Here is a 21980-nt window from a genome sequence, read left to right as displayed (position 1 = left end):
TCGGTAACATCTATTTTGACCATTTTTAAAAACAGCAATACTACTTTTAAAATATTGATTCCTATTATTGAGACAAATATAACCAATAATAACTTTAATGAATCATATTCGGAACATGAGGTAGGCTACTTTACATTTATAAAAGCAAGCGCTACTAACTATTCTAAAATACTACAATAAATAATTTCCGTGAACTTTTTAAGATCGATTTGGTCATAATTAAATATTGACCCCCAAAAAACGGCTTCCTTGCGTCTAAAAGAAAGTATGCTGGGCATCTTTTACGCTAATTCCACAACCACTGCTACCCATGCCCTTCCAATTGTGTTAAAATATACTATGCACGCATAACTTTTTTGCGATTTACTATGCATGCATAATAAATTTGTATATATTTGACATAATGGAGAAGTATAAATCGATAGATCATCAACTAAGAGCAACCTGGCAGACGGTAGCAAAGATGTACAATGAACAGGCAGTGAAACACGACAGCACCATGGCAACCGCCTTTGTACTCTTAAATATTGACAAAGTAAAAGGAACACCGTCTACGGCGCTAGGTCCTCTAATGGGCATGGAACCTACAAGTCTTTCTAGAATACTAAAAAACATGGAAGACAAAGGTGCTATTTCTAGAGAAAAAAATCCTGAAGATGGCAGAAGTGTAATTATCAAATTAACAGCGTACGGAAAAGAAATGCGCGCCATTTCAAAAGGCCACGTAATCCAATTTAATGATACTGTAATGCACCATGTTACAGAAAAAGATTTAGAGGGATTTTTTAAAGTTACCTCTGCAATTAACAAATTAATTGCAACGAAAGAGATCTATAAAGAAATTAGTAAAAAAGCAGTTTAAATATCAAACGGATGACAAGAAGAATTAAAAAAGTAGCCATCGTTGGCTCTGGAATTATGGGAAGCGGAATCGCTTGTCATTTTGCAAACATTGGTGTTGAAGTACTATTGTTAGACATTGTGCCAAGAGAACTGAGCGAAATAGAAAAATCAAAGGGATTGACACTCGAAGACAAAGTAGTGCGCAATCGTTTGGTAAATGAAGCACTTACCTCTTCTTTAAAATCAAAACCCTCCCCTATTTACCATCAAAAATTTGCAAATAGAATTACTACAGGTAATTTAGAAGACGATATTTCCAAGATTGCTGATGCAGATTGGATTATGGAAGTCGTGGTTGAAAGACTTGATATTAAGAAAATAGTTTTTGAAAAAATTGAAAAATTCAGAACACCGGGAACGCTAATCACATCAAATACTTCGGGCATTCCTATTCAATTTATGAATGAAGGAAGAAGCGAAGATTTTCAAAAACATTTTGCAGTCACTCACTTTTTTAATCCCCCGAGATATTTAAAACTATTTGAGGTCGTTCCTGGACCCCGCTGTTCTCAACAGGTTACCGATTTCTTAATGATGTATGGAGATAAATTTTTAGGTAAAACTTCGGTACTAGCAAAGGATACTCCCGCATTTATTGGAAACAGAATTGGAATCTTCGGAATTATGAGTTTGTTTCATATCGTCCAAGAAATGGGATTGACAGTTGAAGAGGTTGATAAATTAACGGGACCTGTAATCGGTCGTCCAAAATCAGCTACCTTTAGAACTATTGATGTCGTTGGATTGGATACACTAGTCCACACTGCAAACGGAGTAAAAGACAATTGTCCAAATGATGAAATGAGCGATCAATTTGTTATTCCAGACTTTGTAAATAGCATGATGGAAAAGAAGTGGTTGGGCAGTAAAACCAAACAAGGTTTTTACAAAATGACGAAAGATGCTAAGGGTCAAAAGGAGATCCTGTCTTTAGATCTAAATACCCTAGAATACAGAGCTAAAAAATCTGCAAAATTTGCCACCTTAGAATTGACAAAAGGCATCGACAATGTTGCAGATAGGTTCAAAGTTTTAGTTTCAGGAAAAGACAAAGCCGGTGAATTCTACCGAAAAAGTTTTGCCGCAATGTTCGCGTATGTACAAAATAGAATCCCTGAAATTTCTGACGAGTTGTATCGCATTGATGACGGTTTAAGAGCTGGCTTTGGATGGGAACACGGTCCTTTTCAAATTTGGGATGCCATCGGTGTCGCTGCGGGAGTTGAAATCATGAAAGCGGAAGGAAAAGATCCTGCTGCATGGATCACTGAAATGCTAGCAAACGGTCAATCCTCCTTTTATTCAGTAAAAGAGGGTGCTTCTTATTACTATGACATTCCTTCAAAAACCCAGGTCAAAAAACCAGGCCAAGAATCATTTATCATACTCGATAACATTAGAAAATCAAATGAAGTTTGGAAGAACTCTGGTGTGGTGATCGAAGATATTGGCGATGGAATTTTAAACTTGGAATTCCAATCCAAAATGAATACCATTGGTGCGGATGTGCTCACAGGTATCAACAAAGCTATTGATCTCGCTGAAAAAGATTTTCAGGGACTTGTAGTTGGAAATCAAGCAGCAAACTTTTCTGTTGGTGCGAACATTGGAATGATTTTCATGATGGCTGTAGAACAAGAATATGACGAACTAAATTATGCTATTAAATATTTCCAAGACACCATGATGCGCATGCGATATTCTGCAATACCTACTATTTCTGCTCCCCATGGAATGGCTTTAGGCGGTGGATGTGAAATCTCTTTGCATGCAGATAAAGTTGTGGCAGCAGCAGAAACCTATATGGGATTAGTTGAATTTGGAGTGGGTGTAATTCCTGGAGGTGGTGGCTCTAAGGAGATGGCCATCAGAGCGTCCGATTCCTTTCAAAAAGGTGATGTTGAATTGAATATTCTACAAGAAAACTTTTTAACCATTGGAATGGCCAAGGTCTCTACTTCTGCATATGAAGCCTTTGACCTCGGATTACTTCAAAAAGGAAAAGATATTGTAGTTGTAAATAAAGAACGACAAATTGCAACGGCCAAAGCGCATGCAAAATTAATGGCGGAAAGTGGATACACACAACCCGTATTGAGAAAAGATATAAAGGTTTTGGGAAAACAAGCTTTGGGAATGTTCTTAGTAGGAACCGACGCTATGAAGGATTCTAAATATATTAGCGGACACGACATGAAAATTGCAAATAAACTCGCGCACGTAATGGCGGGAGGAGATTTATCTGAACCTACATTAGTGACGGAACAATACTTGTTAGATCTTGAAAGAGAAGCTTTCTTATCTCTTTGCTCAGAAAGAAAGACCTTAGAAAGAATTCAACACATGTTAAAAACAGGAAAACCTTTAAGAAATTAAAATTATGAAAACAGCATATATAGTAAAAGCGTATCGAACCGCAGTTGCAAAAGCTCCAAAAGGTGTTTTTCGTTTTAAACGTGCAGATGAATTGGGTGCAGAAACCATCCAATACATGATGAAGGAATTACCGAATTTAGACGTCAAACGCATCGATGATGTGATTGTTGGAAACGCAATGCCAGAAGGATCTCAAGGTCTAAATATGGCACGTTTTATTTCTTTAATCGGATTGAACTCTGTGGATGTTCCTGGAGTTACCGTAAATCGATTTTGTTCTTCAGGACTAGAAACGATTGCCATGGCTGCCGCAAAAATTCAAGCAGGAATGGCCAGTTGTATTATTGCGGGTGGAGCCGAAAGCATGAGCTCTGTCCCCATGACAGGATACAAACCCGAATTAAATTACAATACGATTAAAGACGGGCATGCAGACTACTATTGGGGAATGGGAAATACCGCAGAGGCAGTGGCGAATCAATTCAAAATTTCTAGGGAGGACCAGGACGAATTTGCCTATAATTCCCATATGAAAGCACTCAAAGCACAGGCAGAAAATCGCTTTCAAGATCAAATTGTTCCCATTGAAGTGGAAGAAACCTATTTAGATGAAAACAGCAAAAAAGCAGTGCGAAACTATACCGTTAATAAAGACGAAGGTCCGAGAAAAGGAACCTCAACTGAAATATTAAACAAACTACGTCCCGTTTTTGCAGCCAACGGAAGCGTTACGGCAGGAAATTCGTCGCAAATGAGTGATGGTGCTGCCTTTGTCATGGTTATGAGTGAAGAGATGGTAAAAGAATTGAACCTTGAACCGATTGCAAGAGTTGTAAATTACGCAGCGGCAGGAGTAGAACCAAGAATTATGGGCATTGGCCCGGTTGCTGCCATTCCAAAAGTTTTAAAGCAAGCAGGTTTAACGCAAAACGATATCGAATTGATTGAATTGAATGAGGCTTTTGCTTCTCAATCTTTAGCTGTAATGCGCGAGCTCAATTTAAACCAAGAAATCGTAAATGTAAATGGCGGTGCGATTGCTTTAGGACATCCATTAGGCTGTACCGGCGCAAAATTATCGGTACAATTGTTTGATGAAATGCGAAAGCGTGACATGAAAAATAAGTACGGATTGGTAACTATGTGCGTTGGAACCGGGCAGGGAGCTGCCGGTGTATTTGAGTTTTTATCCTAATTAAAAAGAATCTCGAATTTTAAGAAATTCAGATTCAATACTCGCATCATAAAAAAATTAAAAATCGGGAGCACCATTGACATTCAAAGTTAAAAGTCTTCCCCTCATAAGTCAATAGAAATATGGAAACAATAAAAAAAGAACTGTTAAGAGGTGGTCAATTTCTTGTAAAAGAAACAAATTGTGAAGATGTATTTACTCCAGAAGATTTTTCTGAGGAGCAAATCATGATGAAGGAGGCCGTTAAAGAATTTAATGAACGTGAAATTATCGCACACAGAGAGCGTTTTGAATCAAAAGATTACAAGCTCACTGAAGAAGTAATGAAAAAAGCTGGAGAACTCGGTTTTCTTGGAGTTGCCGTGCCTGAAGAATATGGCGGAATGGGAATGGGTTTCGTTTCTACCATGCTTACCTGTGAATATATTTCTAGTGGAAACGGTTCTTTAAGCACTGCTTTTGGAGCGCATACAGGCATTGGTACCATGCCAATCACGCTGTATGGAACCGTGGAACAAAAACAAAAATATGTTTCTAAATTAGCCACAGGAGAATGGATGGGTGCTTATTGTTTAACAGAGCCAGGTGCAGGATCTGACGCCAATTCAGGAAAAACTGCTGCAGTACTTTCTGCAGATGAAAAAACATATACGATTAACGGACAAAAAATGTGGATCTCGAACGCGGGCTTCTGTGATCTGATGATTGTTTTTGCAAGAATAGAAGACGATAAAAATATTACGGGTTTTATTGTTGAATATGATAGAGAAAAACCCAATGGAATTGTTCTAGGCGAAGAAGAGCACAAATTGGGAATACGTGCAAGCTCTACGCGCCAAGTATTTTTTAATGACACGGTGATACCAGCAGAAAACATGCTATCTGTTAGAGGAGGTGGATTTAAAATTGCTGTGAACGCGTTAAATGTCGGTCGTATTAAATTGGCTGCAGCTTGTATTGATTCTCAAAGAAGAATTACAGAAACGGCTTTGAAATATGCCACAGAACGAAAACAGTTTAAAACTTCCATTGCAGATTTTGGAGCGATCAAAGGAAAGCTTGCCGAAATGGCGACCAACGTCTATGCGGGCGAGTCTGCAAGTTATCGGGCTGCAAAGGATATTGAAGACCGCATTGCGTTGCGGTTGGAAGAAGGGAATTCACATTCAGAAGCAGAATTAAAAGGAGTTGAAGAATATGCAATTGAGTGCTCTATCTTAAAAGTAACTGTTTCAGAAGATGTGCAAGCTTGTGCAGACGAGGGAATTCAAATTTTTGGAGGGATGGGATTCTCTGAGGAAACTCCAATGGAGGCGGCTTGGAGAGATGCAAGAATTTCTAGAATATATGAGGGAACCAATGAAATTAACAGAATGCTTTCTGTTGGTATGTTAGTAAAAAAAGCAATGAAAGGACATGTTGATCTATTAGGACCTGCGACAGCTGTTGCTGAAGAGTTGATGGGAATACCTTCTTTTGACACCCCTGACTATTCCGAGCTTTTCGCTGAAGAAAAAGAAATGATTGCGAAACTAAAAAAAGTATTTTTAATGGTCGCAGGATCGGCAATTCAAAAGTTTGGACCCGAATTAGACAAACACCAACAATTGTTAATGGCTGCTGCCAATATTTTGAACGAAGTGTACATGGCTGAATCAACCTTATTAAGAGTCGAAAAAAATACCAATCGCTATGGTAAAGATGCTCAAGAAGGCCAAATAGCAATGGCACAATTATACCTTTACAATGCGGTAGAAATTATTAATAAAAATGGTAAAGAAGGAATTATTTCTTTTGCTGAAGGTGATGAGCAACGCATGTTGCTAATGGGCCTCAAAAGATTTACCAAATATGTTAAGTATCCAAATGTTATTGGGCTGCGAAATTTAATTGCAGAAAAATTAAAAGCAGAAAACAAATACTGCTTCTAAAATTATTTAAAATTTTCTTGAATCATTATGTGTTTAAGAATTTAGTTAGTTGTTGGAAAGACCCGCTTCACCGCGGGTCTTTTTCAATAAATAAATGTTAATTCCACGTCTAATTTTTTCGCGTTTTTATTTTATTGTAGCTTCGTGATATATAAAATTAATAAAGTATGAAAACCTATAGTTTTATCATTGCCAGCTTTTTATTTCTTTTTTGTACGATCAGCACCTCTAAAAAAGAAAGTATCACAAAAGAAAAAAACGAAAACACACCTGTAAAACATCCAAAATTTAATGACTATTGGTATACTGGAAAAGCAGAAATAACCGCTTACAAGTTAACACAGGCTAGGTACGGGGAAATTTATGAGGGCACTGCGGTGCATATTTTCGTAACTGAAGATTTTTTGCCAACAAAACAGGTAAAAGCAGACAATCGGAATGCACAAAATATTCCGATATTAAAACTGAACAGTACTAAAAAATTTGTTACGGGAATTTACCCATATGCTATAATGACAAGTACCTTCTCCCCTATTGCAAGGGACAAACAGGCCTTAAAAATTTCTTTCTCTGCCCAGGAATGGTGTGGCAACACATTTATACAATTAAATAACCGCAAAAAATTTGAAATCGATTTTCACTCTTATTTTCAAAGTGATGCTGACCGAAAACAGTCCCTTGAAAAAAAAATACTAGAAAACGAACTTTGGAATCAATTGCGGATATCTCCAGAAACCATGCCCACTGGTAACCTCAAAATAATTCCTTCTTTTGAGTTTTTAGCATTGCAGCACAAAGAAATAAAAAGCTATGCCGCAGTAGCTAGTTTTAAAGATGCTGGCAACTTTAAAATATACAGTCTAAACTATCCTGAATTAAACCGAATACTCGCAATCAAAATCAGCAAAGAGTTCCCTTATTATATCCAATCCTGGACAGAAACACTTACAAAAAGAGGGAAGACCACCACAACCCAAGGAGAAAAAATAAACACGATCCGCTCTGCATATTGGACTAAAAATGGGCTTAAAAACACTGCTGAAAGAAAAGAATTGGGCTTGTAACTCAACCGTTCTACCGGTGGAATATTGAAAAATAGGAGAAAGCCCTTTTAATATCGAGGCATCTTATTTTAGTTTTTTATAAAAAAATCAACATTAAAAGAGCTAATCTCTTTTTTATCAGTACTTTTGCACGCAATTTGAAAACACAAGGATGAAACGTATTAAAGAATATAAAAAACTGTTTAAGATAGAAGGACCTATCGTTTTAAAAGAATTAAAGACTGCTTACAGAGGATTGGTAAAGGAGTGGCATCCTGATAAATTTCAAGAGCAAGAAAAAAAGGATGAAGCAGATGTAATGAGTACTCAGATTATCGACGGATACCATTTTCTAGTAAGCATTGCTCCAGAAACAAAAGAAGCTAATTTAGAAGCTTACAAAAAAACAATAACAGAATTTCAGGTTTCAGATTGGCACCACAAAAGCATGCTTTTAGAAGTTACTTTTACCGATGGTAATAAATATGAATATTTTGGTGTTAGCAAAATTCTTTTTGGAAAATTTGTGAACGCAAAATCTATGAATAACTTTGGAAAAAGAAATATTTTCAACTCTTTTATTTATAGAAAATCAATGAAAGCTTCTGTAGAAGTTTAAAGAAAATTTTGATTCCTATTTACATAAAATTAGCCAAATAAAAAAAGAGATTACCTTGCGGTAATCTCTTTTTTTATTCAAGGACCATAAACTGCTTTATTTTAAAGCTCCTAAATAGCGCTCTGCATCTAAGGCTGCCATACAGCCAGTTCCTGCCGCCGTTACCGCTTGTCTATATTCTTTATCCTGAATGTCACCCGAAGCGAAAACTCCTGGAACATTTGTCTTGGTACTTTTCCCTTTTGTTACTAAATACCCAGTTTCGTCCATTTCTAAAACACCTTTAAACAAATCTGAGTTTGGCGTGTGTCCAATTGCAATGAAAACACCTGTAACATCGATGCGATGCGTTTCTTTTGTTTTGTTGTTAATGGCTCTTACCCCCTCAACGACCTTAGCGCCTAAAATCTCATCAATTTCTGTATTGTATAAAACTTCAATATTTTCGGTTTTATTTACCCTATGCTGCATCGCTTTTGAAGCTCTCATAAAGTCTTTTCGCACAAGCACTGTAACTTTTCGACAAATATTGGAGAGGTATGTTGCTTCTTCTGCTGCGGTATCTCCAGCTCCCACCACTACTACATCTTGTCCTTTATAGAAAAAGCCGTCACAAGTTGCACATGCAGAAACGCCTCCACCCATCAAACGTTGCTCACTTTCAATTCCTAAATATTTGGCACTTGCACCGGTAGAAATAATAATGGTCTCTGCTTCTATGTGATGGGTCTCATCTATAATCACTTTGTGAATTCCTCCAACCTGATCACTCATTTCAACTTTTGTGACCATTCCAAAACGCACATCCGTACCAAAACGCTCTGCTTGCTTCTTCATATCCTCCATCATCGCAGGTCCATCTGTACCGTCTGCATAGCCTGGGAAATTATCTACCTCTGTTGTTGTTGTTAACTGACCACCCATTTGCATTCCTGTATACATAATTGGCTTCATGTCTGCTCTGGCCGCATAAATTGCTGCCGTATAACCTGCTGGTCCTGAACCGATAATTAAACATTTAATTTTTTCTGTTGTATCTGACATAATTTGAAGTGTTCTTTTTAAGAATGGTAAAAATATAGCTTTTTGATCCTTGTAGCAGCGAATGTTTATAAGTTTTAATAATGCCGATATAATAAGATATAATGGCCCTTTTGTATGAAATATTAATTATTCATTTAATTGTTTAATTCCAAAAAGAGTGTATCTTTGCACTCCTTAAATGAGCAATCATTTTCGGGGTGTAGCGTAGCCCGGTCATCGCGCCTCGTTTGGGACGAGGAGGTCGCAGGTTCGAATCCTGCCACCCCGACTTAAACCATCCAATCAGCAATATGATTGGATGGTTTTTTTTTCACTTTTTTGTCGCGCGCATTTTCAAAAAATATTGGAATAACTACAAGAAATAAAAAAACTGTGCCCGAAAGCAAACGCAATCAAAATTTTTAGCGCTTTCAAAAGGGAATGCAAATTTTCTAATTAGCATCTATGGGCGGAAAGATGCAGAAACGAATCGCTATTACAAAATTTACAAAACAAAGAAACACCAATTTTATACCCAAGATAAATCTAAAAAAAAACAACGTTTACATTTAGGTCATGGTAATATCAATTGCAGCATTCGTATCTTCACGCTTGCGGCCTGAGACCGCTTGTAATTAACAAAAAATTATTGTTTAACCAAAGTGTAATTTTATTAAACATTCGTATCTTTACCTAAAATTTATCAATTATGGCACGCAAGAAAAACATTAGCAAAGAACACTTAATTTCTTGGTACATGGAGTTTGTACTAGAGCACAATCACCATCCTAAATCTGTTTTTAGCTTCGCAAAAGAAAATAATTTTGAAGAAGCAGAATTCTATAAATTCTTTGGTTCTTTTGAAGCACTTGAGCAGTCCATTTTTGGAGAATTTTTTAACAATACGTTAAAGTTATTGGCGAAAAGTGAAGAGTACCCAAATTATGACGCACGGAACAAGTTATTAAGTTTCTATTTTACATTTTTTGAATTGCTAACCGCAAATAGAAGTTATGTGGTGTATGCATTGCATGGAAATGAAAACGTACTAAAATTAACGTCTTTAAATCTTTTAAAGGATTTAAAGAAAGATTTCAAAACTTTTGCAAACAACATTGGTATTGAAAAAATAGACCTACAGCAGGAGCAACTTGTAAAAATTCAAGAGAGAACAACCCAAGAATCGTCATGGATTCAAATGGTGCTTACCTTAAAGTTTTGGTTAGATGATACCTCAGCATCTTTTGAAAAAACAGATATTTTTATCGAAAAATCGGTTAATTCACGTTTTGATTTACTAGATATCAAACCACTCAAGAGCCTTCTTGATTTTGGAAAATTCATTTTAAAAGAAAAAGTAAATTTCAATTAAAGAAATATATGAAAACAATCGATTCCATCCCCACCTCTAAAATACAACGGGCTTCAAAATTAGTAACCACTGGAGCGAAAATTGGTGTGAATTATTTAAAATATTACGGTAGTAAGCTTACCAAATCAGAAATTGAAGCGAAAGAAAAGCTGAACCAAAATAATGCAGAAGACATCTACAATGGATTGCAGCAACTAAAAGGGAGTGCTCTTAAAGTAGCGCAAATGTTGAGCATGGAAAAAAGTGTTTTGCCGAGAGCCTATGTTGAAAAGTTTTCACTTTCTCAGTTTTCTGTTCCTCCATTATCTCCTGCTTTAGTAGTAAAAACATTTAAAAATTACTTTGGAAAAGATCCAAGTGAAATTTATGATAAATTCAATACCGTTTCTGTAAATGCTGCAAGTATTGGACAGGTCCACAGAGCTGAAAAAGATGGAAAAAAATTAGCTGTAAAAATTCAATATCCTGGAATTGCAGCGAGTATTACTTCAGATTTATCGATGGTAAAGCCCATTGCTGTAAAAATGTTTAACATTAGGGGAAAGGATTCTGATCGCTATTTTAAAGAGGTAGAAGGTAAATTAGTAGAAGAGACAGATTACATTTTAGAAGTAGCGCAAAGTATCGCAATTGTTGAAGCTTGTAAGCACATTCCAAACCTAAATTTTCCAAACTACTATGCCGATTTGTCCTCTGACAGAATTATTACAATGGACTGGATGGAAGGTGTGCACTTGTCCGAATTTTCAACGGACGACCAAGAAATTTCAAACAAATTAGCGCAAGCCCTTTGGGACTTTTATATGTTTCAAATTCACACCCTAAAAAAGGTGCATGCAGATCCGCATCCTGGAAACTTCTTAGTTTCTCCTGATAATGAGTTAATTGCAATTGATTTTGGCTGTATGAAAACAATTCCATTAGAATTTTACACCCCTTACTTTGAATTGGCAAAACCTGCATGTATAAATGATCCAGTGCTTTTTGAAGAAAAGTTATTTGAATTAGAGATTTTAAGGGAAGATGATACGGAAAGTGAACTGGTATTTTTTAGAGCATTGTTCTACGAAATGCTAAGTTTGTTTACACAGCCCTTTCATCAAGAAGAATTTGATTTTTCTGATGATGGCTTTTTTGATAAAATCTCAGAGTTGGGCAGTAAGTATATGAAGAGTTCAGAGCTAAAGAGCATGAATGGAAACAGAGGATCGAAGCACTTTATTTACATCAATAGAACTTTCTTTGGTCTGTATAATTTAATGCACGACTTGCAAGGAAAAGACATCAAAATAAATAATTACAAAAATCTATAATGGCCTTTTTCAATTTTAATGACATTCAGAATTTAGAAAAAATTTACAAAATTAATTTAATCAATAGTTGTTCGGGATTTAAGTCTGCAAACTTATTGGGTTCTCTTTCAGAAGAAGGAATTGCCAATGTTGGTATTTTTAGTTCGGTTACACATTTAGGCTCTAAACCACCAACCTTGGGTTTTATTTTAAGACCCACAACTGTGCCTAGAGATACGTACAAAAACATAAAAGATTTAGGCTTTTTTACAATCAACCACATTCACGAGGGTATTATAGAGGATGCGCACCACACCTCCGCTAAATACCCAAAAGAAGTGTCGGAATTTGACATGACAAATCTAGAGGCAGAATATAAAGGCGCTTACAAAGCCCCTTTCGTAAAAGGTGCGCCTGTACAGATGAGTATGAAATTTATAGAAGAAGTGTATGTTCCTTCTAATGATGTAGTGCTGATTGTCTCTCAAATTCAAGAGTTGTATATTGATGACGAATTGTTACAGGAAGACGGATTGATTAATCTTTCTAAAGGAAACATTGCTACGATCAATGGTTTGGACACCTATGCGATTCCAAAATTTAAAACACAGCTGTCCTATCAGCGACCAAAAAAAAATAATTAAGCGTGTATGAAAATTCTTGTAACAGGAGCAACAGGGTATATCGGCAAAAGGTTAATACCTCTATTGCTAAACGATGGCCACACTGTTGTTTGCGCTGTTAGAGACAAGAAAAGAGCACAAAATTACTTCAGAGATCGAGAAAATGTGCTCTTGGTAGCTGCAGACTTTTTAGATGCAGAAAGCTTAGAAAATATTCCAAAAGACATTGATTTTGCGTATTACTTGATACACTCCATGTCTAATTCGGCCAAAGAGTTTCATATTTTAGAAGAGAAGTGTGCCTTTAACTTTAAGCGTTTTGCTGAAAAAACCAGCCTGAAACAAGTTATTTATTTAAGTGGAATTACCAATGACACCAAACTTTCAAAACATTTATTATCTCGCAAAAATGTTGAGAAAGCGTTGGCTTCTGACGTCTATGCACTCACTACTTTTAAAGCAGGTATCATCGTTGGTTCTGGCAGTTCTTCTTTTGAAATCATTAGAGATATCGTAGAAAAGCTACCTGCCATGATCGCTCCCAAATGGTTGAACACAAAAACCCAACCCTTGGGCATTAGAGATGTTCTGTCTTTTTTACACCGTGCATTGAATAAAAAGGAATTATTCAATACCTCCTATGATGTCTTTGGACCAGAAATATTAACATACAAAGAAATGCTACTAGAGTTCGCGGCAGTTAGAAAACTTAAAAGATGGATTTTAATTGTTCCCGTGATGACTCCAAAGCTCTCTTCTTATTGGTTGTATTTTGTCACCTCTACCTCGTACAAGCTGGCTACCTCTCTCGTAAATTCTATGGGCGTGGAAGTCATTGGAAATAAGAGTAATATCAATAAAATTTTAGATGTAAATCCGATGACCTATCGCGAGGCTGTTGAATTTGCTTTTGTTAAAATAAAGCAAAACAGTATTATCTCTAGTTGGAAAGATTCATACATCAGTAGTGGAAAGTTAAAAAGTTTTGTACACGAATTTATCAATGTTCCAAAACACGGTTGTTTTAAGGATTTTAAAAAAAGAAAAATAAACAATACTGAAAAACTGCTCAATAACATTTGGGCAATTGGCGGTGAGACCGGATGGTATTACGCGACCTTTCTATGGAAAATTCGCGGTATTGTAGATCAATTTTTTGGCGGCGCAGGCTTGCGAAGAGGAAGAAGACATCCCACAGAATTATTTGCTGGTGATGCTTTAGATTTTTGGCGTGTAATCTATGCAGATAAAGAAAATGGAAAGCTCCTGCTCTATGCCGAAATGATATTGCCCGGGGAGGCTTGGCTAGAATTTAAAATAGAAAAAGGAACGGTTTATCAGACAGCCACTTTTAGACCCCACGGTCTTGGGGGACGATTGTATTGGTATGCTGTCATGCCGTTTCACTGGTTTGTTTTTAATGGAATGATCAATAACTTAAATAAATAATTTTGAAGAAACAACATTTACCACAAAAGACCTGTTTGGTCTGCAACCTTCCTTTTACATGGAGAAAAAAATGGGAAAAAAACTGGGAAGATGTAAAATATTGTAGCGAAAAATGCAGAAGAAACAAGAAAACACAGGCGTAATTTGGTTCCGTAATAACTTACGGGTACAAGACAATCAATCTCTAACAAAAGCGATAGAAAATCATTCTAAGGTGATTGCTGTTTACTTTTTTGATCCAAAACTATTTAAAATAGACTCCTTTGGATTTCAAAAGACAGCATCATTTAGAACAAAATTTCTTATTGAAACGATTACAGATTTAAAAAAGAACTTAGCGGCACTAAACATCACTTTGCTTACCTACATGGAGAGTCCTGAAAACAAAATGCATACCTTATGTGATGAATTTTCAGTTGGTACCATTTACACGCAAAAAGAATGGACTCGTGAAGAGATTGCGACAGATAATTTCATCAAGAGCACGCTTCCAGAGACCGTGCGTTTTGTTGCAGATTATGACCAATTTCTGTACCATCCTGACGCGGTTTCCAGAGATTTTTCTAAGATCCCGGACGTATTCACTATTTTTAGAAAAAAAGTAGAAAAAACAGTAGCCGTTGAAAAAGAGTGTACGGTTACTAAACTTTCTGAACGAAACCTAATTGAGACAGAAACAGCAATCCCTTCAATGGAAAGTCTTGGTTTTTCTGACACAAAAACGCATGCAAAAACAGCTTTCCCTTTTAAAGGTGGAGAGACTGCCGCCTTGGAAAGGTTGCAATACTATTTTTTTGAATCCAAAAAGGTTTCCTTTTATAAAAATACGAGAAATGGTCTTGTTGGAACTGACTATAGCACAAAATTTTCCCCTTGGTTAGCCAACGGCAGCCTGTCTGCTAAAACAATTTATTGGAAGATTAAAGAATATGAAGCTGAATTTGGTTCCAACCAATCCACCTACTGGGTTATTTTTGAATTGATTTGGAGAGATTATTTTAAATACATTTCTTTAAAATACAATGCTAAAGTTTTCAGAATAGGTGGTATCTTAGAAAAAACATATGAATGGAACACGGATCAAAAAACGGTACAACAGTGGATTAATGGAGAGACCAAAGATGCTTTTGTAAATGCAAATATGATTGAACTCAAAGAAACGGGATTCATGAGCAATCGCGGGCGTCAAAATGTAGCTTCTTATTTTGCAAAAGATCTTTTGTTAGACTGGCGCATTGGCGCAGCGTATTTCGAATCCGTTTTATTAGATTACGACGTACACAGTAATTATGGAAATTGGATGTATGTAGCCGGCGTAGGAAATGACCCAAGAGATCGAAAGTTCAATACGAAAATGCAAGCTGATCGCTACGACCAAAATCACAAATACAGGAAACTTTGGTTAGAAAAAACACTGTTTTAAAATGAAAACACTACGCTTAATTTTAGGAGATCAACTCAATAGCCAACATTCTTGGTTTTCAGAAATACACGAAGAAGTTACCTATTGCCTATTTGAAATGCGACAAGAAACCGACTATGTAACACACCATATACAAAAAGTAGTAGGTTATTTTGCAGCCATGAGAAACTTCTCACAAGCATTGCAAGACGCGGGACATACTGTTGTTTATTTCAAAATAAATGACGCAAAAAACACCCAAAGTTTAACTGAAAATTTAGACCTTTTAATTGCAGAAAATACCATTGAAAAGTTTGAATATTTAGCCCCTGATGAGTACCGCTTGGATGCACAACTAGGCTCTTTTTGCGCTGCTCTAAAAATTGACGCTTCGGTCTATTCCACAGAACATTTTTACACAGAACGAGAAGATTTAACTGCTTTTTTCAAAGGTAAAAAGCAATTTTTGATGGAGCACTTTTATCGCAACATGCGCAAAAAGCATCAAATTTTAATGATAGACAAACAACCCGAAGGAGGAAAGTGGAATTACGATGCAAGCAATCGAAAAAAATGGAAAGGCGAAGCATTAATTCCGCCAGAAATTACTTTTGACACAGATGTAACAGCACTGTTCTCTGAGATTGAAAAAGCGGGCATTAAAACAATTGGAAAAATCAACCCTTCCTTCTTTGAATATCCCATTTCCAGGCTACAAGCAATGGAGCAGCTCGCTTATTTTTGTGACCATTTATTAGTGCACTTTGGAGATTACCAGGACGCAATGCACACGGACAAAATCTACTTATTTCACAGTAGAATCTCCTTTGCTATGAATTCTAAAATAATCGCTCCCAAAGAAGTAGTAGATGCGGTTCTAGAAACGTATAGAGAACAAGAAGATGCGATAGACATTTCTCAAGTAGAAGGTTTTATCCGACAAATTTTAGGATGGAGAGAATACATGAGAGGCATGTATTGGATGCTGATGCCGAACTATAAAAAAGAAAACTTTTTAGAAAATAAAAACAAATTACCAGCCTTCTTTTGGACGGGAGCAACCAAAATGAATTGTCTAAAAAATGCGATTCATAATTCTTTAGACAACGGGTATGCACACCATATTCAGCGCCTCATGATTACAGGTAATTTTGCACTCCTCACACAGATCCATCCCGATGCGATTGATGCCTGGTATTTGGGCATTTATGTAGACGCGATTGAATGGGTACAATTGCCAAATACACGTGGCATGAGCCAGTTTGCAGATGGAGGAAAAATAGCGACAAAACCCTATGTGTCTTCGGGAAGTTACATTGGAAAAATGAGCAATTATTGTGATGCCTGTGTGTATAACAAAGCAAAGAAATTTGAGGACGATGCCTGCCCTTTTAACACCCTTTACTGGAATTTTTTAGACGAAAAACAAGAAAAACTAAAAGGGAATTTTAGAATGAAAATGATGTACAGTGTTCTGAATAAAATGTCTAATGAAGACCGCATAAAAATCACAGAAAAAGCAACTCATATTATAGAAAATCTAGATGCATACTAACAAAGAGGAAATACATGTTGTGTGGTTTAAACGCGATTTGCGTTTGCAAGATAATGAAGCAATTCAAAATGCACTGGCATCAAACAAACGTGTGCTTTTTCTCTATGTCTTTGAAAACTCATTAATTGAGGATCCCCATTATGATACGCGACATTGGGATTTTATAAAACAATCTGTTGTTGCTTTAAATGCCGAACTAAAAAAATACGACACCAAAGTGCTTTGTGTGCAAACAGAAGTTGTAAATGCTTTCAATCAAATTTTTGATTCTTTTAAAGTGGACACCGTATTTTCGCATCAAGAAACAGGCTTATTAATTACCTACAACCGAGACAAAGAATTTACAAGATATTGTAGAAATAACTCTGTGACATGGAAAGAAAACAATAATAATGGCGTTTTAAGAGGCTTATTAAATAGGGCAGATTGGTTTGACAAGTGGGATGATTATATGTATGATACCCAAATCAAAAACACATTGAATGCTGAGAAATTTATTTCTATCGAAGAAATAGAGCAAATAGAGGCCTATTTCAACACCGTTGCTTTAGAAACACCTAAACATTCCTACTTTCAGCAGGGGGGCACAAAAATGGCTTGGAAATATGCCGATACTTTTTTTCAAACACGACATGAAAAATACATGTCTAATATCTCTAAACCAGCATTGGCTAGACAAAGCTGCAGCAGATTGTCTCCTTATCTTGCCTGGGGAAATGTATCGATACGTCAAATATTCCAAGAGGCGACAAAACGCAAAACAGATGCAAATAAGCGACATTTAGGTGCTTTTATATCTAGGTTGCGCTGGCAAGCACATTTCATTCAGAAATTTGAAATGGAACATACCATGGAAAATGCGAGTATTAATAAAGGCTATCAAAAATTAAAAAAAAGCATTTCTTTAGAATATCAAAAAGCTTGGGAAACTGGCACCACTGGTTTTCCATTAATTGACGCCTCGATGCGCTGTTTAAAAGAAACCGGCTATCTAAACTTTAGAATGCGTGCTATGGTAGTTTCTTTCTTTACACATATTCTATGGCAACCTTGGCAATCCTCTTCTCAGCACCTGTCGAAATTATTTTTAGACTTTGAACCTGGAATTCATTTTTCACAATTACAAATGAATGCCGGCGAAACAGGTATTAATACGTTAAGGATCTACAATCCAATAAAAAATAGTATTGAACACGATGAAGACGGTACCTTCATAAAAAAATGGGTACCTGAGTTGGCCAATTTATCTATTGCCTTCATACACGAACCCTACCTAATGACTCCTTTAGACCAGCAATTTAATAATTTTGAGCTTGGTATCAACTATCCCCATCCAATTGTGGATATTAAAATTGCTCGGAAAAAGGCAAGTGACACCCTTTGGGAGATGAAAAAAAATTCAGACGTCCAAAAAGAAAGCGAACGTATTTTGAAAAAACACATGCTATCTGATAGAAGTCGGATGCTGAAAACCGAGTAAATATTAGGTCTATCTAAACGATAATGTTCTGTTAATTTTTGTTTAAGCTATTTAATAAATGGTTAAACATTAATTATTTATTGTACATTTGAATCATGATATTCAATACAACTCTTAACAACAAAGATGCGGCGGCCAGCATTAACGAGATGTTAGGTACTTCCTATAGTTTTATCCAAGCCATCAAATTAGGTGGAGTCGGTTCTAAGCGCATGGTCATTGATGCCGTAAGCCCAGGGTTTGCAGATCTTATAAATGCAGTATCCGATATCAATTATGGTAATATTGAACTGCGAGAAAAAGGGATCCTAGTACACATCAATAAAGGACTCAAAAATTTTAGCTGGGCTATCCCCTATTATCAATTACACACTTACAAAACAGAAGGATTTAGTATTCATGCACAAGGAAACTTTGTGCGTTTTAAAAACAATAAGTTTTTGAAAGAAAACAAAAGCTTTATCCAAAAAATAGTCAATTTCAAGATAGAAAATGACAAAAAATACCAATACTACTAGATGGAAGAATTAGATAGTATCGCAATTGATCGTATTATAGAAATGGCCTGGGAAGACAGAACAACTTTCGAATCTATCGAGTTTCAGTTTGGATTAAAAGAGCAAGAGGTAATTGACCTAATGCGAAAAGAAATGAAGCTGAAAAGTTTTAAAAATTGGAGAAAAAGAGTGCAAGGAAGGAAAACAAAGCATGAAAAATTAAGAACTTTTGCCCAAGGTAGATTCAAATGTACACGACAACGGTCTATCTCAAACAACACTATATCAAAAAGATAAAAACCGTGCTTTGCTTTTAAGACAAGCGTACTTAGAGACAGCACATTAAAAAGATACTATGAGCAAAGAAAGAGATTTAAAAGAAAATAGAGAAATAGCAAAAGGTTTTATTCACGAAGACCGTGGAGATAAACATCTAAATACGAGTTTAAAAACACGAATGTAGGCAATAGCCTTTTTAACTCCGGACACGGGATAAGAGAAAAAATTACACATTTTTTTGAATAAATAAAAGATGTGATGGGACTTAGTTTAACTGATGATGCATTAAGAGAATTCCTAAAAGAATTGCAAATACATATCGACGAAATTTTTCAGTAAAAGTAATTAGTCTATCAAAGTTAAATAGGATTATACAATATTATGCAAAGAGACCGCAAAGTTCAAGAGCGGCTAACGAACCAAATTGCGGAAGAACTTAAAGCAATTTAAAACACCGAAGATGTTGCAGTGGTTATTGATGCAAAACATTTGGGCGTGTTCTCAAGGGGAATTAAAGATGATACCTCTACAACCGTCACCTCTTATTTTGGTGGAAAGTTTGATAGTCAAGAGAAAATAGCCGAATTACAAAACACCCTAAATTATTAATTATGGAGTTAATTGAAAAAGCACTAGAGTTTGAAACCAGAAAAAAAAGATTCCCTACCACCAGCGATAGAATTATGGCGGCAAGAGAAGCGAAGGATCTCATTTTAAGCATAAATGAAGTTTACAAGAAAAGCAAAGACGTAAAGCTCATGGATCTTATGAAAAGATTGACATTGATTAAACAAAGAATCGAAAGACGTCTTAAAGGAAAACCTTTAACTTCCTAATAAATTAATACACATTCATGTTGCTTTTCTAAGATTTATAATTATATTGACCCGATTATAAAAAATGAAAAGGCATCATGAATTTATTAGAAAGAGCTGAAGAATTTGAACACCGTAAGTTCTCATTTAAAACAACCAGCGATCGAATTGTAGCATCTAGAGAGGTAAAAGCACTGGTACTAGAGCTAAACGAAGTGTACAAAGCAGAACAAAGTCCTGAAATAATGGATCAAATGAAGCGCTTAACAGCTGTGAAACAGAAAATTGAAAAGCGTTTGAAAGGTAGACCTTAAAACATATGAAAAAAATAGTAATAGTAGGCGGAAGCAAAGGGATAGGACAAGCAATTGTAAATTCTTTGCAAAATGAAAATTTGGTTGTAAATATTAGTCGCTCAGCTCCTTTGCTACCACATGCGAATGTAACCCATTATAATTGCGACATTCTCACAGACGAATTACCAGACATTGATGCTGTAGACACACTTATATATTGTCCAGGAAGCATCAATTTAAAACCAATTTCAAGGTTAAAATTAGATGATTTTAGAGAGGATTTTGAAATCAATGTTATTGGAGCCGTCAAAGCGGTGCAAAAGTACCTTCCCAAATTAAAAAACGGGAATAATCCATCTATATTACTCTTTAGTACGGTTGCTGTAAAACTAGGAATGCCATATCACGCAAGTATTGCAGCGTCAAAAGCTGCAATTGAAGGTTTGGGGAAATCATTAGGTGCAGAATTGGCACCATCAATTCGTGTAAATGTAATCGCACCTACAGTCACTGAGACCGACCTCGCTGCAAAGCTTTTGAGAAACGAAAAAATGATAGAAAATATCACGGATCGTCACCCCTTAAAGAAATTCTTAAAACCTCAAGAGGTGGCAGACATGGCAACTTATCTAATCTCAGACAAAGCAACAGCTATTTCAGGTCAAGTATTCCAACTTGATTGTGGAATTGTGAGTTTCAAAATTTAAAAAATATGACAGACATTTATAAAATAGAAATCAATAGTTTACAAAATAAAGCTATTGACTTATCGGAATACAAAAATAAGTACCTGCTTTTTGTCAACGTAGCTTCAAAATGCGGATTCACTTCGCAGTACAAAGAGCTAGAGGAGTTGTACACGATGCACAAAGAAAATTTAATGATTATTGGTTCTCCTTGCAATCAGTTTGGAAGCCAAGAACCCGGATCTGCAGAAGACATTGAGGCATTTTGTAAAGTGAATTTTGGAGTTTCTTTTCTGATGACAGAAAAGTTAGACGTAAAAGGAAGCAAGCAACATCCACTGTACACATGGTTGACAGAAAAAAGTCTAAACGATGCGAAAAGTTCGTCAGTAAAATGGAATTTTCAAAAATATTTAGTTTCTCCTGAAGGCGGTCTGGTTGATTATTACTTTTCAATTACAAAGCCATCGAGTTCTAAAATTACTAAACATTTAATATAAAATATATGTTCGGAATATTTAAAAAAAAATCAGCAGCAGACAAACTTCAAGAAAAATATAAGAAAACAATGGAGGAAGCTTATAAACTGCAATCTATTAATAGAACAGATAGCGATTCAAAATACAAAGAGGCCGACGATATTTTAAAAGAAATTGAAGCTTTACCAGAAAACTCTTAGAGAATGAAACAACTGCGAACCACCCTACTTTTTTTAGTGGTCAACTTTGGTGGTTTGGCAGTTGGGAGTTGGCTTATGAATGGTGGTCCCAAATCTCTTTGGTATACTGCCCTCAACCAAGCCCCTTGGACTCCCCCAGGCTATGTTTTTGGCATCGCTTGGACGCTCATCATGGTGTTTTTCTCAATCTACTTGGGAAAATTATTTACTATTGCGAACACTACAAAAAATAGAAGACTCTTTTTTATTCAATTACTACTGAATGTAAGTTGGAACTATGTCTTTTTTAATCAACACCAAGTATTTTTCGCATTTATTCTTCTCCTTTTATTGACCACACTCCTTTTTATTTATTATTTTAGAGGGCAGAAAAATACGAAAAATTATAGATTACTGCTCATCCCCTACATCCTATGGCTTTGCATTGCAAGCTCTTTAAACCTTTATATTTTAGTCCAAAATTAA

General features: G+C 36.0%; 24 protein-coding genes and 1 tRNA gene. 24 read left to right on the top strand and 1 reads right to left on the bottom strand.

The window, feature by feature from the left end; genetic code table 11:
• Positions 1-403: 403 nt before the first annotated feature.
• The 6 genes from PI23P_RS06645 (at position 404) to PI23P_RS06620 (ending at position 8067) form a co-directional block, all read left to right on the top strand.
• Positions 404-862: a MarR family winged helix-turn-helix transcriptional regulator gene (locus tag PI23P_RS06645; protein WP_004570001.1), complete on the top strand. Its 459-nt coding sequence runs from the start codon at positions 404-406 to the stop codon at positions 860-862.
• A gap of 11 nt (positions 863-873) precedes the next feature.
• Positions 874-3279, top strand: coding sequence for a 3-hydroxyacyl-CoA dehydrogenase/enoyl-CoA hydratase family protein (locus PI23P_RS06640; RefSeq protein WP_004570000.1), 2406 nt, complete (start codon positions 874-876; stop codon positions 3277-3279).
• Positions 3280-3283: 4 nt separating this feature from the next.
• Positions 3284-4474, top strand: coding sequence for an acetyl-CoA C-acyltransferase (locus PI23P_RS06635; protein WP_004569999.1), 1191 nt, complete (start codon positions 3284-3286; stop codon positions 4472-4474).
• A 122-nt stretch (positions 4475-4596) separates the two neighbouring features.
• Positions 4597-6405, top strand: a complete 1809-nt coding sequence (locus PI23P_RS06630; protein WP_004569998.1) for an acyl-CoA dehydrogenase FadE — start codon at positions 4597-4599, stop codon at positions 6403-6405.
• 167 nt (positions 6406-6572) lie between these two features.
• Positions 6573-7469 (top strand): hypothetical protein, encoded by an 897-nt coding sequence (locus tag PI23P_RS06625; RefSeq protein WP_004569997.1) that lies wholly within the window; start codon positions 6573-6575, stop codon positions 7467-7469.
• A gap of 151 nt (positions 7470-7620) precedes the next feature.
• Complete coding sequence (locus PI23P_RS06620; protein ID WP_004569996.1) at positions 7621-8067, top strand: KTSC domain-containing protein; 447 nt, start codon at positions 7621-7623, stop codon at positions 8065-8067.
• Between the two features lie 96 nt (positions 8068-8163).
• Here PI23P_RS06620 and trxB read toward each other — a convergent pair whose 3' ends face one another.
• Positions 8164-9111, bottom strand: a complete 948-nt coding sequence (gene trxB, locus PI23P_RS06615) for a thioredoxin-disulfide reductase (RefSeq protein ID WP_004569995.1) — start codon at positions 9109-9111, stop codon at positions 8164-8166.
• Between the two features lie 193 nt (positions 9112-9304).
• Here trxB and PI23P_RS06610 point away from each other — a divergent pair.
• The 18 genes from PI23P_RS06610 to PI23P_RS06535 all read left to right on the top strand — a co-directional run bounded on the left by PI23P_RS06610 (position 9305) and on the right by PI23P_RS06535 (position 21980).
• A tRNA-Pro gene (locus PI23P_RS06610) sits at positions 9305-9379 on the top strand.
• 420 nt (positions 9380-9799) lie between these two features.
• Positions 9800-10462 carry a TetR family transcriptional regulator C-terminal domain-containing protein gene (locus PI23P_RS06605; protein WP_004569993.1) on the top strand — a complete coding sequence of 221 codons (663 nt, stop codon included), beginning with the start codon at positions 9800-9802 and terminating at the stop codon, positions 10460-10462.
• An 8-nt stretch (positions 10463-10470) separates the two neighbouring features.
• Positions 10471-11775 carry an ABC1 kinase family protein gene (locus PI23P_RS06600; protein ID WP_004569992.1) on the top strand — a complete coding sequence of 435 codons (1305 nt, stop codon included), beginning with the start codon at positions 10471-10473 and terminating at the stop codon, positions 11773-11775.
• Positions 11775-12398 carry a flavin reductase family protein gene (locus tag PI23P_RS06595; protein ID WP_004569991.1) on the top strand — a complete coding sequence of 208 codons (624 nt, stop codon included), beginning with the start codon at positions 11775-11777 and terminating at the stop codon, positions 12396-12398. Before PI23P_RS06600 ends, PI23P_RS06595 begins: the two co-directional genes overlap by 1 nt.
• Positions 12399-12404: 6 nt before the next feature.
• Positions 12405-13826 (top strand): SDR family oxidoreductase, encoded by a 1422-nt coding sequence (locus tag PI23P_RS06590; RefSeq protein WP_004569990.1) that lies wholly within the window; start codon positions 12405-12407, stop codon positions 13824-13826.
• 2 nt (positions 13827-13828) lie between these two features.
• Positions 13829-13969 (top strand): DUF2256 domain-containing protein, encoded by a 141-nt coding sequence (locus PI23P_RS12360; RefSeq protein WP_004569989.1) that lies wholly within the window; start codon positions 13829-13831, stop codon positions 13967-13969.
• On the top strand, positions 13939-15249 hold the full coding sequence (locus PI23P_RS06585) for a DASH family cryptochrome (protein ID WP_004569988.1): 1311 nt from the start codon (positions 13939-13941) through the stop codon (positions 15247-15249). The genes PI23P_RS12360 and PI23P_RS06585 overlap by 31 nt, the downstream gene beginning before the upstream one ends.
• A 1-nt stretch (position 15250) precedes the next feature.
• A complete protein-coding gene (locus PI23P_RS06580) occupies positions 15251-16783 on the top strand; it encodes a cryptochrome/photolyase family protein (RefSeq protein WP_004569987.1) in 1533 nt (510 codons plus the stop codon).
• Complete coding sequence (locus PI23P_RS06575; RefSeq protein WP_004569986.1) at positions 16773-18263, top strand: cryptochrome/deoxyribodipyrimidine photo-lyase family protein; 1491 nt, start codon at positions 16773-16775, stop codon at positions 18261-18263. The genes PI23P_RS06580 and PI23P_RS06575 overlap by 11 nt, the downstream gene beginning before the upstream one ends.
• Positions 18264-18358: 95 nt before the next feature.
• Positions 18359-18781 carry a hypothetical protein gene (locus tag PI23P_RS06570; protein WP_004569985.1) on the top strand — a complete coding sequence of 141 codons (423 nt, stop codon included), beginning with the start codon at positions 18359-18361 and terminating at the stop codon, positions 18779-18781.
• Positions 18782-19057 (top strand): TIGR03643 family protein, encoded by a 276-nt coding sequence (locus PI23P_RS06565; protein ID WP_004569984.1) that lies wholly within the window; start codon positions 18782-18784, stop codon positions 19055-19057. It abuts the gene before it with no gap.
• Positions 19058-19534: 477 nt separating this feature from the next.
• On the top strand, positions 19535-19648 hold the full coding sequence (locus PI23P_RS12895) for a hypothetical protein (protein ID WP_367888914.1): 114 nt from the start codon (positions 19535-19537) through the stop codon (positions 19646-19648).
• Positions 19649-19650: 2 nt separating this feature from the next.
• Complete coding sequence (locus PI23P_RS06560) at positions 19651-19875, top strand: 6-phosphofructokinase (RefSeq protein WP_004569981.1); 225 nt, start codon at positions 19651-19653, stop codon at positions 19873-19875.
• 77 nt (positions 19876-19952) lie between these two features.
• Positions 19953-20168, top strand: coding sequence for a hypothetical protein (locus PI23P_RS06555; protein ID WP_004569980.1), 216 nt, complete (start codon positions 19953-19955; stop codon positions 20166-20168).
• A gap of 5 nt (positions 20169-20173) precedes the next feature.
• Positions 20174-20857, top strand: a complete 684-nt coding sequence (locus tag PI23P_RS06550) for an SDR family NAD(P)-dependent oxidoreductase (RefSeq protein WP_004569979.1) — start codon at positions 20174-20176, stop codon at positions 20855-20857.
• A gap of 5 nt (positions 20858-20862) precedes the next feature.
• Positions 20863-21336, top strand: a complete 474-nt coding sequence (locus PI23P_RS06545; RefSeq protein ID WP_202899944.1) for a glutathione peroxidase — start codon at positions 20863-20865, stop codon at positions 21334-21336.
• 5 nt (positions 21337-21341) lie between these two features.
• Entirely contained in the window at positions 21342-21515 is a 174-nt protein-coding gene (locus PI23P_RS12505) for a Lacal_2735 family protein (protein ID WP_004569977.1), read from the top strand.
• Positions 21516-21518: 3 nt separating this feature from the next.
• Positions 21519-21980 carry a TspO/MBR family protein gene (locus PI23P_RS06535; RefSeq protein WP_004569976.1) on the top strand — a complete coding sequence of 154 codons (462 nt, stop codon included), beginning with the start codon at positions 21519-21521 and terminating at the stop codon, positions 21978-21980.

The organism is Polaribacter irgensii 23-P, from assembly GCF_000153225.1.
GTDB classification, from domain to species: domain Bacteria; phylum Bacteroidota; class Bacteroidia; order Flavobacteriales; family Flavobacteriaceae; genus Polaribacter; species Polaribacter irgensii.
The sequence above is the reverse complement of the archived record's forward strand: the minus strand, read 5'-3'. Positions and strand labels throughout refer to the sequence as shown.

What these genes read in the sequence shown, in the direction of transcription:
- PI23P_RS06555 (WP_004569980.1), top strand. Translation starts at nt 19,953, where the DNA reads ATGAATTTATTAGAAAGAGCTGAAGAATTTGAACACCGTAAGTTCTCA.
- PI23P_RS06550 (WP_004569979.1), top strand. Translation starts at nt 20,174, where the DNA reads ATGAAAAAAATAGTAATAGTAGGCGGAAGCAAAGGGATAGGACAAGCA.
- PI23P_RS06640 (WP_004570000.1), top strand. Translation starts at nt 874, where the DNA reads ATGACAAGAAGAATTAAAAAAGTAGCCATCGTTGGCTCTGGAATTATG.
- PI23P_RS06600 (WP_004569992.1), top strand. Translation starts at nt 10,471, where the DNA reads ATGAAAACAATCGATTCCATCCCCACCTCTAAAATACAACGGGCTTCA.
- PI23P_RS06570 (WP_004569985.1), top strand. Translation starts at nt 18,359, where the DNA reads ATGATATTCAATACAACTCTTAACAACAAAGATGCGGCGGCCAGCATT.
- PI23P_RS06605 (WP_004569993.1), top strand. Translation starts at nt 9,800, where the DNA reads ATGGCACGCAAGAAAAACATTAGCAAAGAACACTTAATTTCTTGGTAC.
- PI23P_RS06590 (WP_004569990.1), top strand. Translation starts at nt 12,405, where the DNA reads ATGAAAATTCTTGTAACAGGAGCAACAGGGTATATCGGCAAAAGGTTA.
- PI23P_RS06560 (WP_004569981.1), top strand. Translation starts at nt 19,651, where the DNA reads ATGGAGTTAATTGAAAAAGCACTAGAGTTTGAAACCAGAAAAAAAAGA.
- PI23P_RS06585 (WP_004569988.1), top strand. Translation starts at nt 13,939, where the DNA reads ATGCAGAAGAAACAAGAAAACACAGGCGTAATTTGGTTCCGTAATAAC.
- PI23P_RS06595 (WP_004569991.1), top strand. Translation starts at nt 11,775, where the DNA reads ATGGCCTTTTTCAATTTTAATGACATTCAGAATTTAGAAAAAATTTAC.
- PI23P_RS12505 (WP_004569977.1), top strand. Translation starts at nt 21,342, where the DNA reads ATGTTCGGAATATTTAAAAAAAAATCAGCAGCAGACAAACTTCAAGAA.
- PI23P_RS06630 (WP_004569998.1), top strand. Translation starts at nt 4,597, where the DNA reads ATGGAAACAATAAAAAAAGAACTGTTAAGAGGTGGTCAATTTCTTGTA.
- PI23P_RS06535 (WP_004569976.1), top strand. Translation starts at nt 21,519, where the DNA reads ATGAAACAACTGCGAACCACCCTACTTTTTTTAGTGGTCAACTTTGGT.
- PI23P_RS06620 (WP_004569996.1), top strand. Translation starts at nt 7,621, where the DNA reads ATGAAACGTATTAAAGAATATAAAAAACTGTTTAAGATAGAAGGACCT.
- PI23P_RS06645 (WP_004570001.1), top strand. Translation starts at nt 404, where the DNA reads ATGGAGAAGTATAAATCGATAGATCATCAACTAAGAGCAACCTGGCAG.
- trxB (WP_004569995.1), bottom strand. Translation starts at nt 9,111, where the DNA reads ATGTCAGATACAACAGAAAAAATTAAATGTTTAATTATCGGTTCAGGA.
- PI23P_RS06565 (WP_004569984.1), top strand. Translation starts at nt 18,782, where the DNA reads ATGGAAGAATTAGATAGTATCGCAATTGATCGTATTATAGAAATGGCC.
- PI23P_RS06625 (WP_004569997.1), top strand. Translation starts at nt 6,573, where the DNA reads ATGAAAACCTATAGTTTTATCATTGCCAGCTTTTTATTTCTTTTTTGT.
- PI23P_RS06575 (WP_004569986.1), top strand. Translation starts at nt 16,773, where the DNA reads ATGCATACTAACAAAGAGGAAATACATGTTGTGTGGTTTAAACGCGAT.
- PI23P_RS06580 (WP_004569987.1), top strand. Translation starts at nt 15,251, where the DNA reads ATGAAAACACTACGCTTAATTTTAGGAGATCAACTCAATAGCCAACAT.
- PI23P_RS06635 (WP_004569999.1), top strand. Translation starts at nt 3,284, where the DNA reads ATGAAAACAGCATATATAGTAAAAGCGTATCGAACCGCAGTTGCAAAA.
- PI23P_RS06545 (WP_202899944.1), top strand. Translation starts at nt 20,863, where the DNA reads ATGACAGACATTTATAAAATAGAAATCAATAGTTTACAAAATAAAGCT.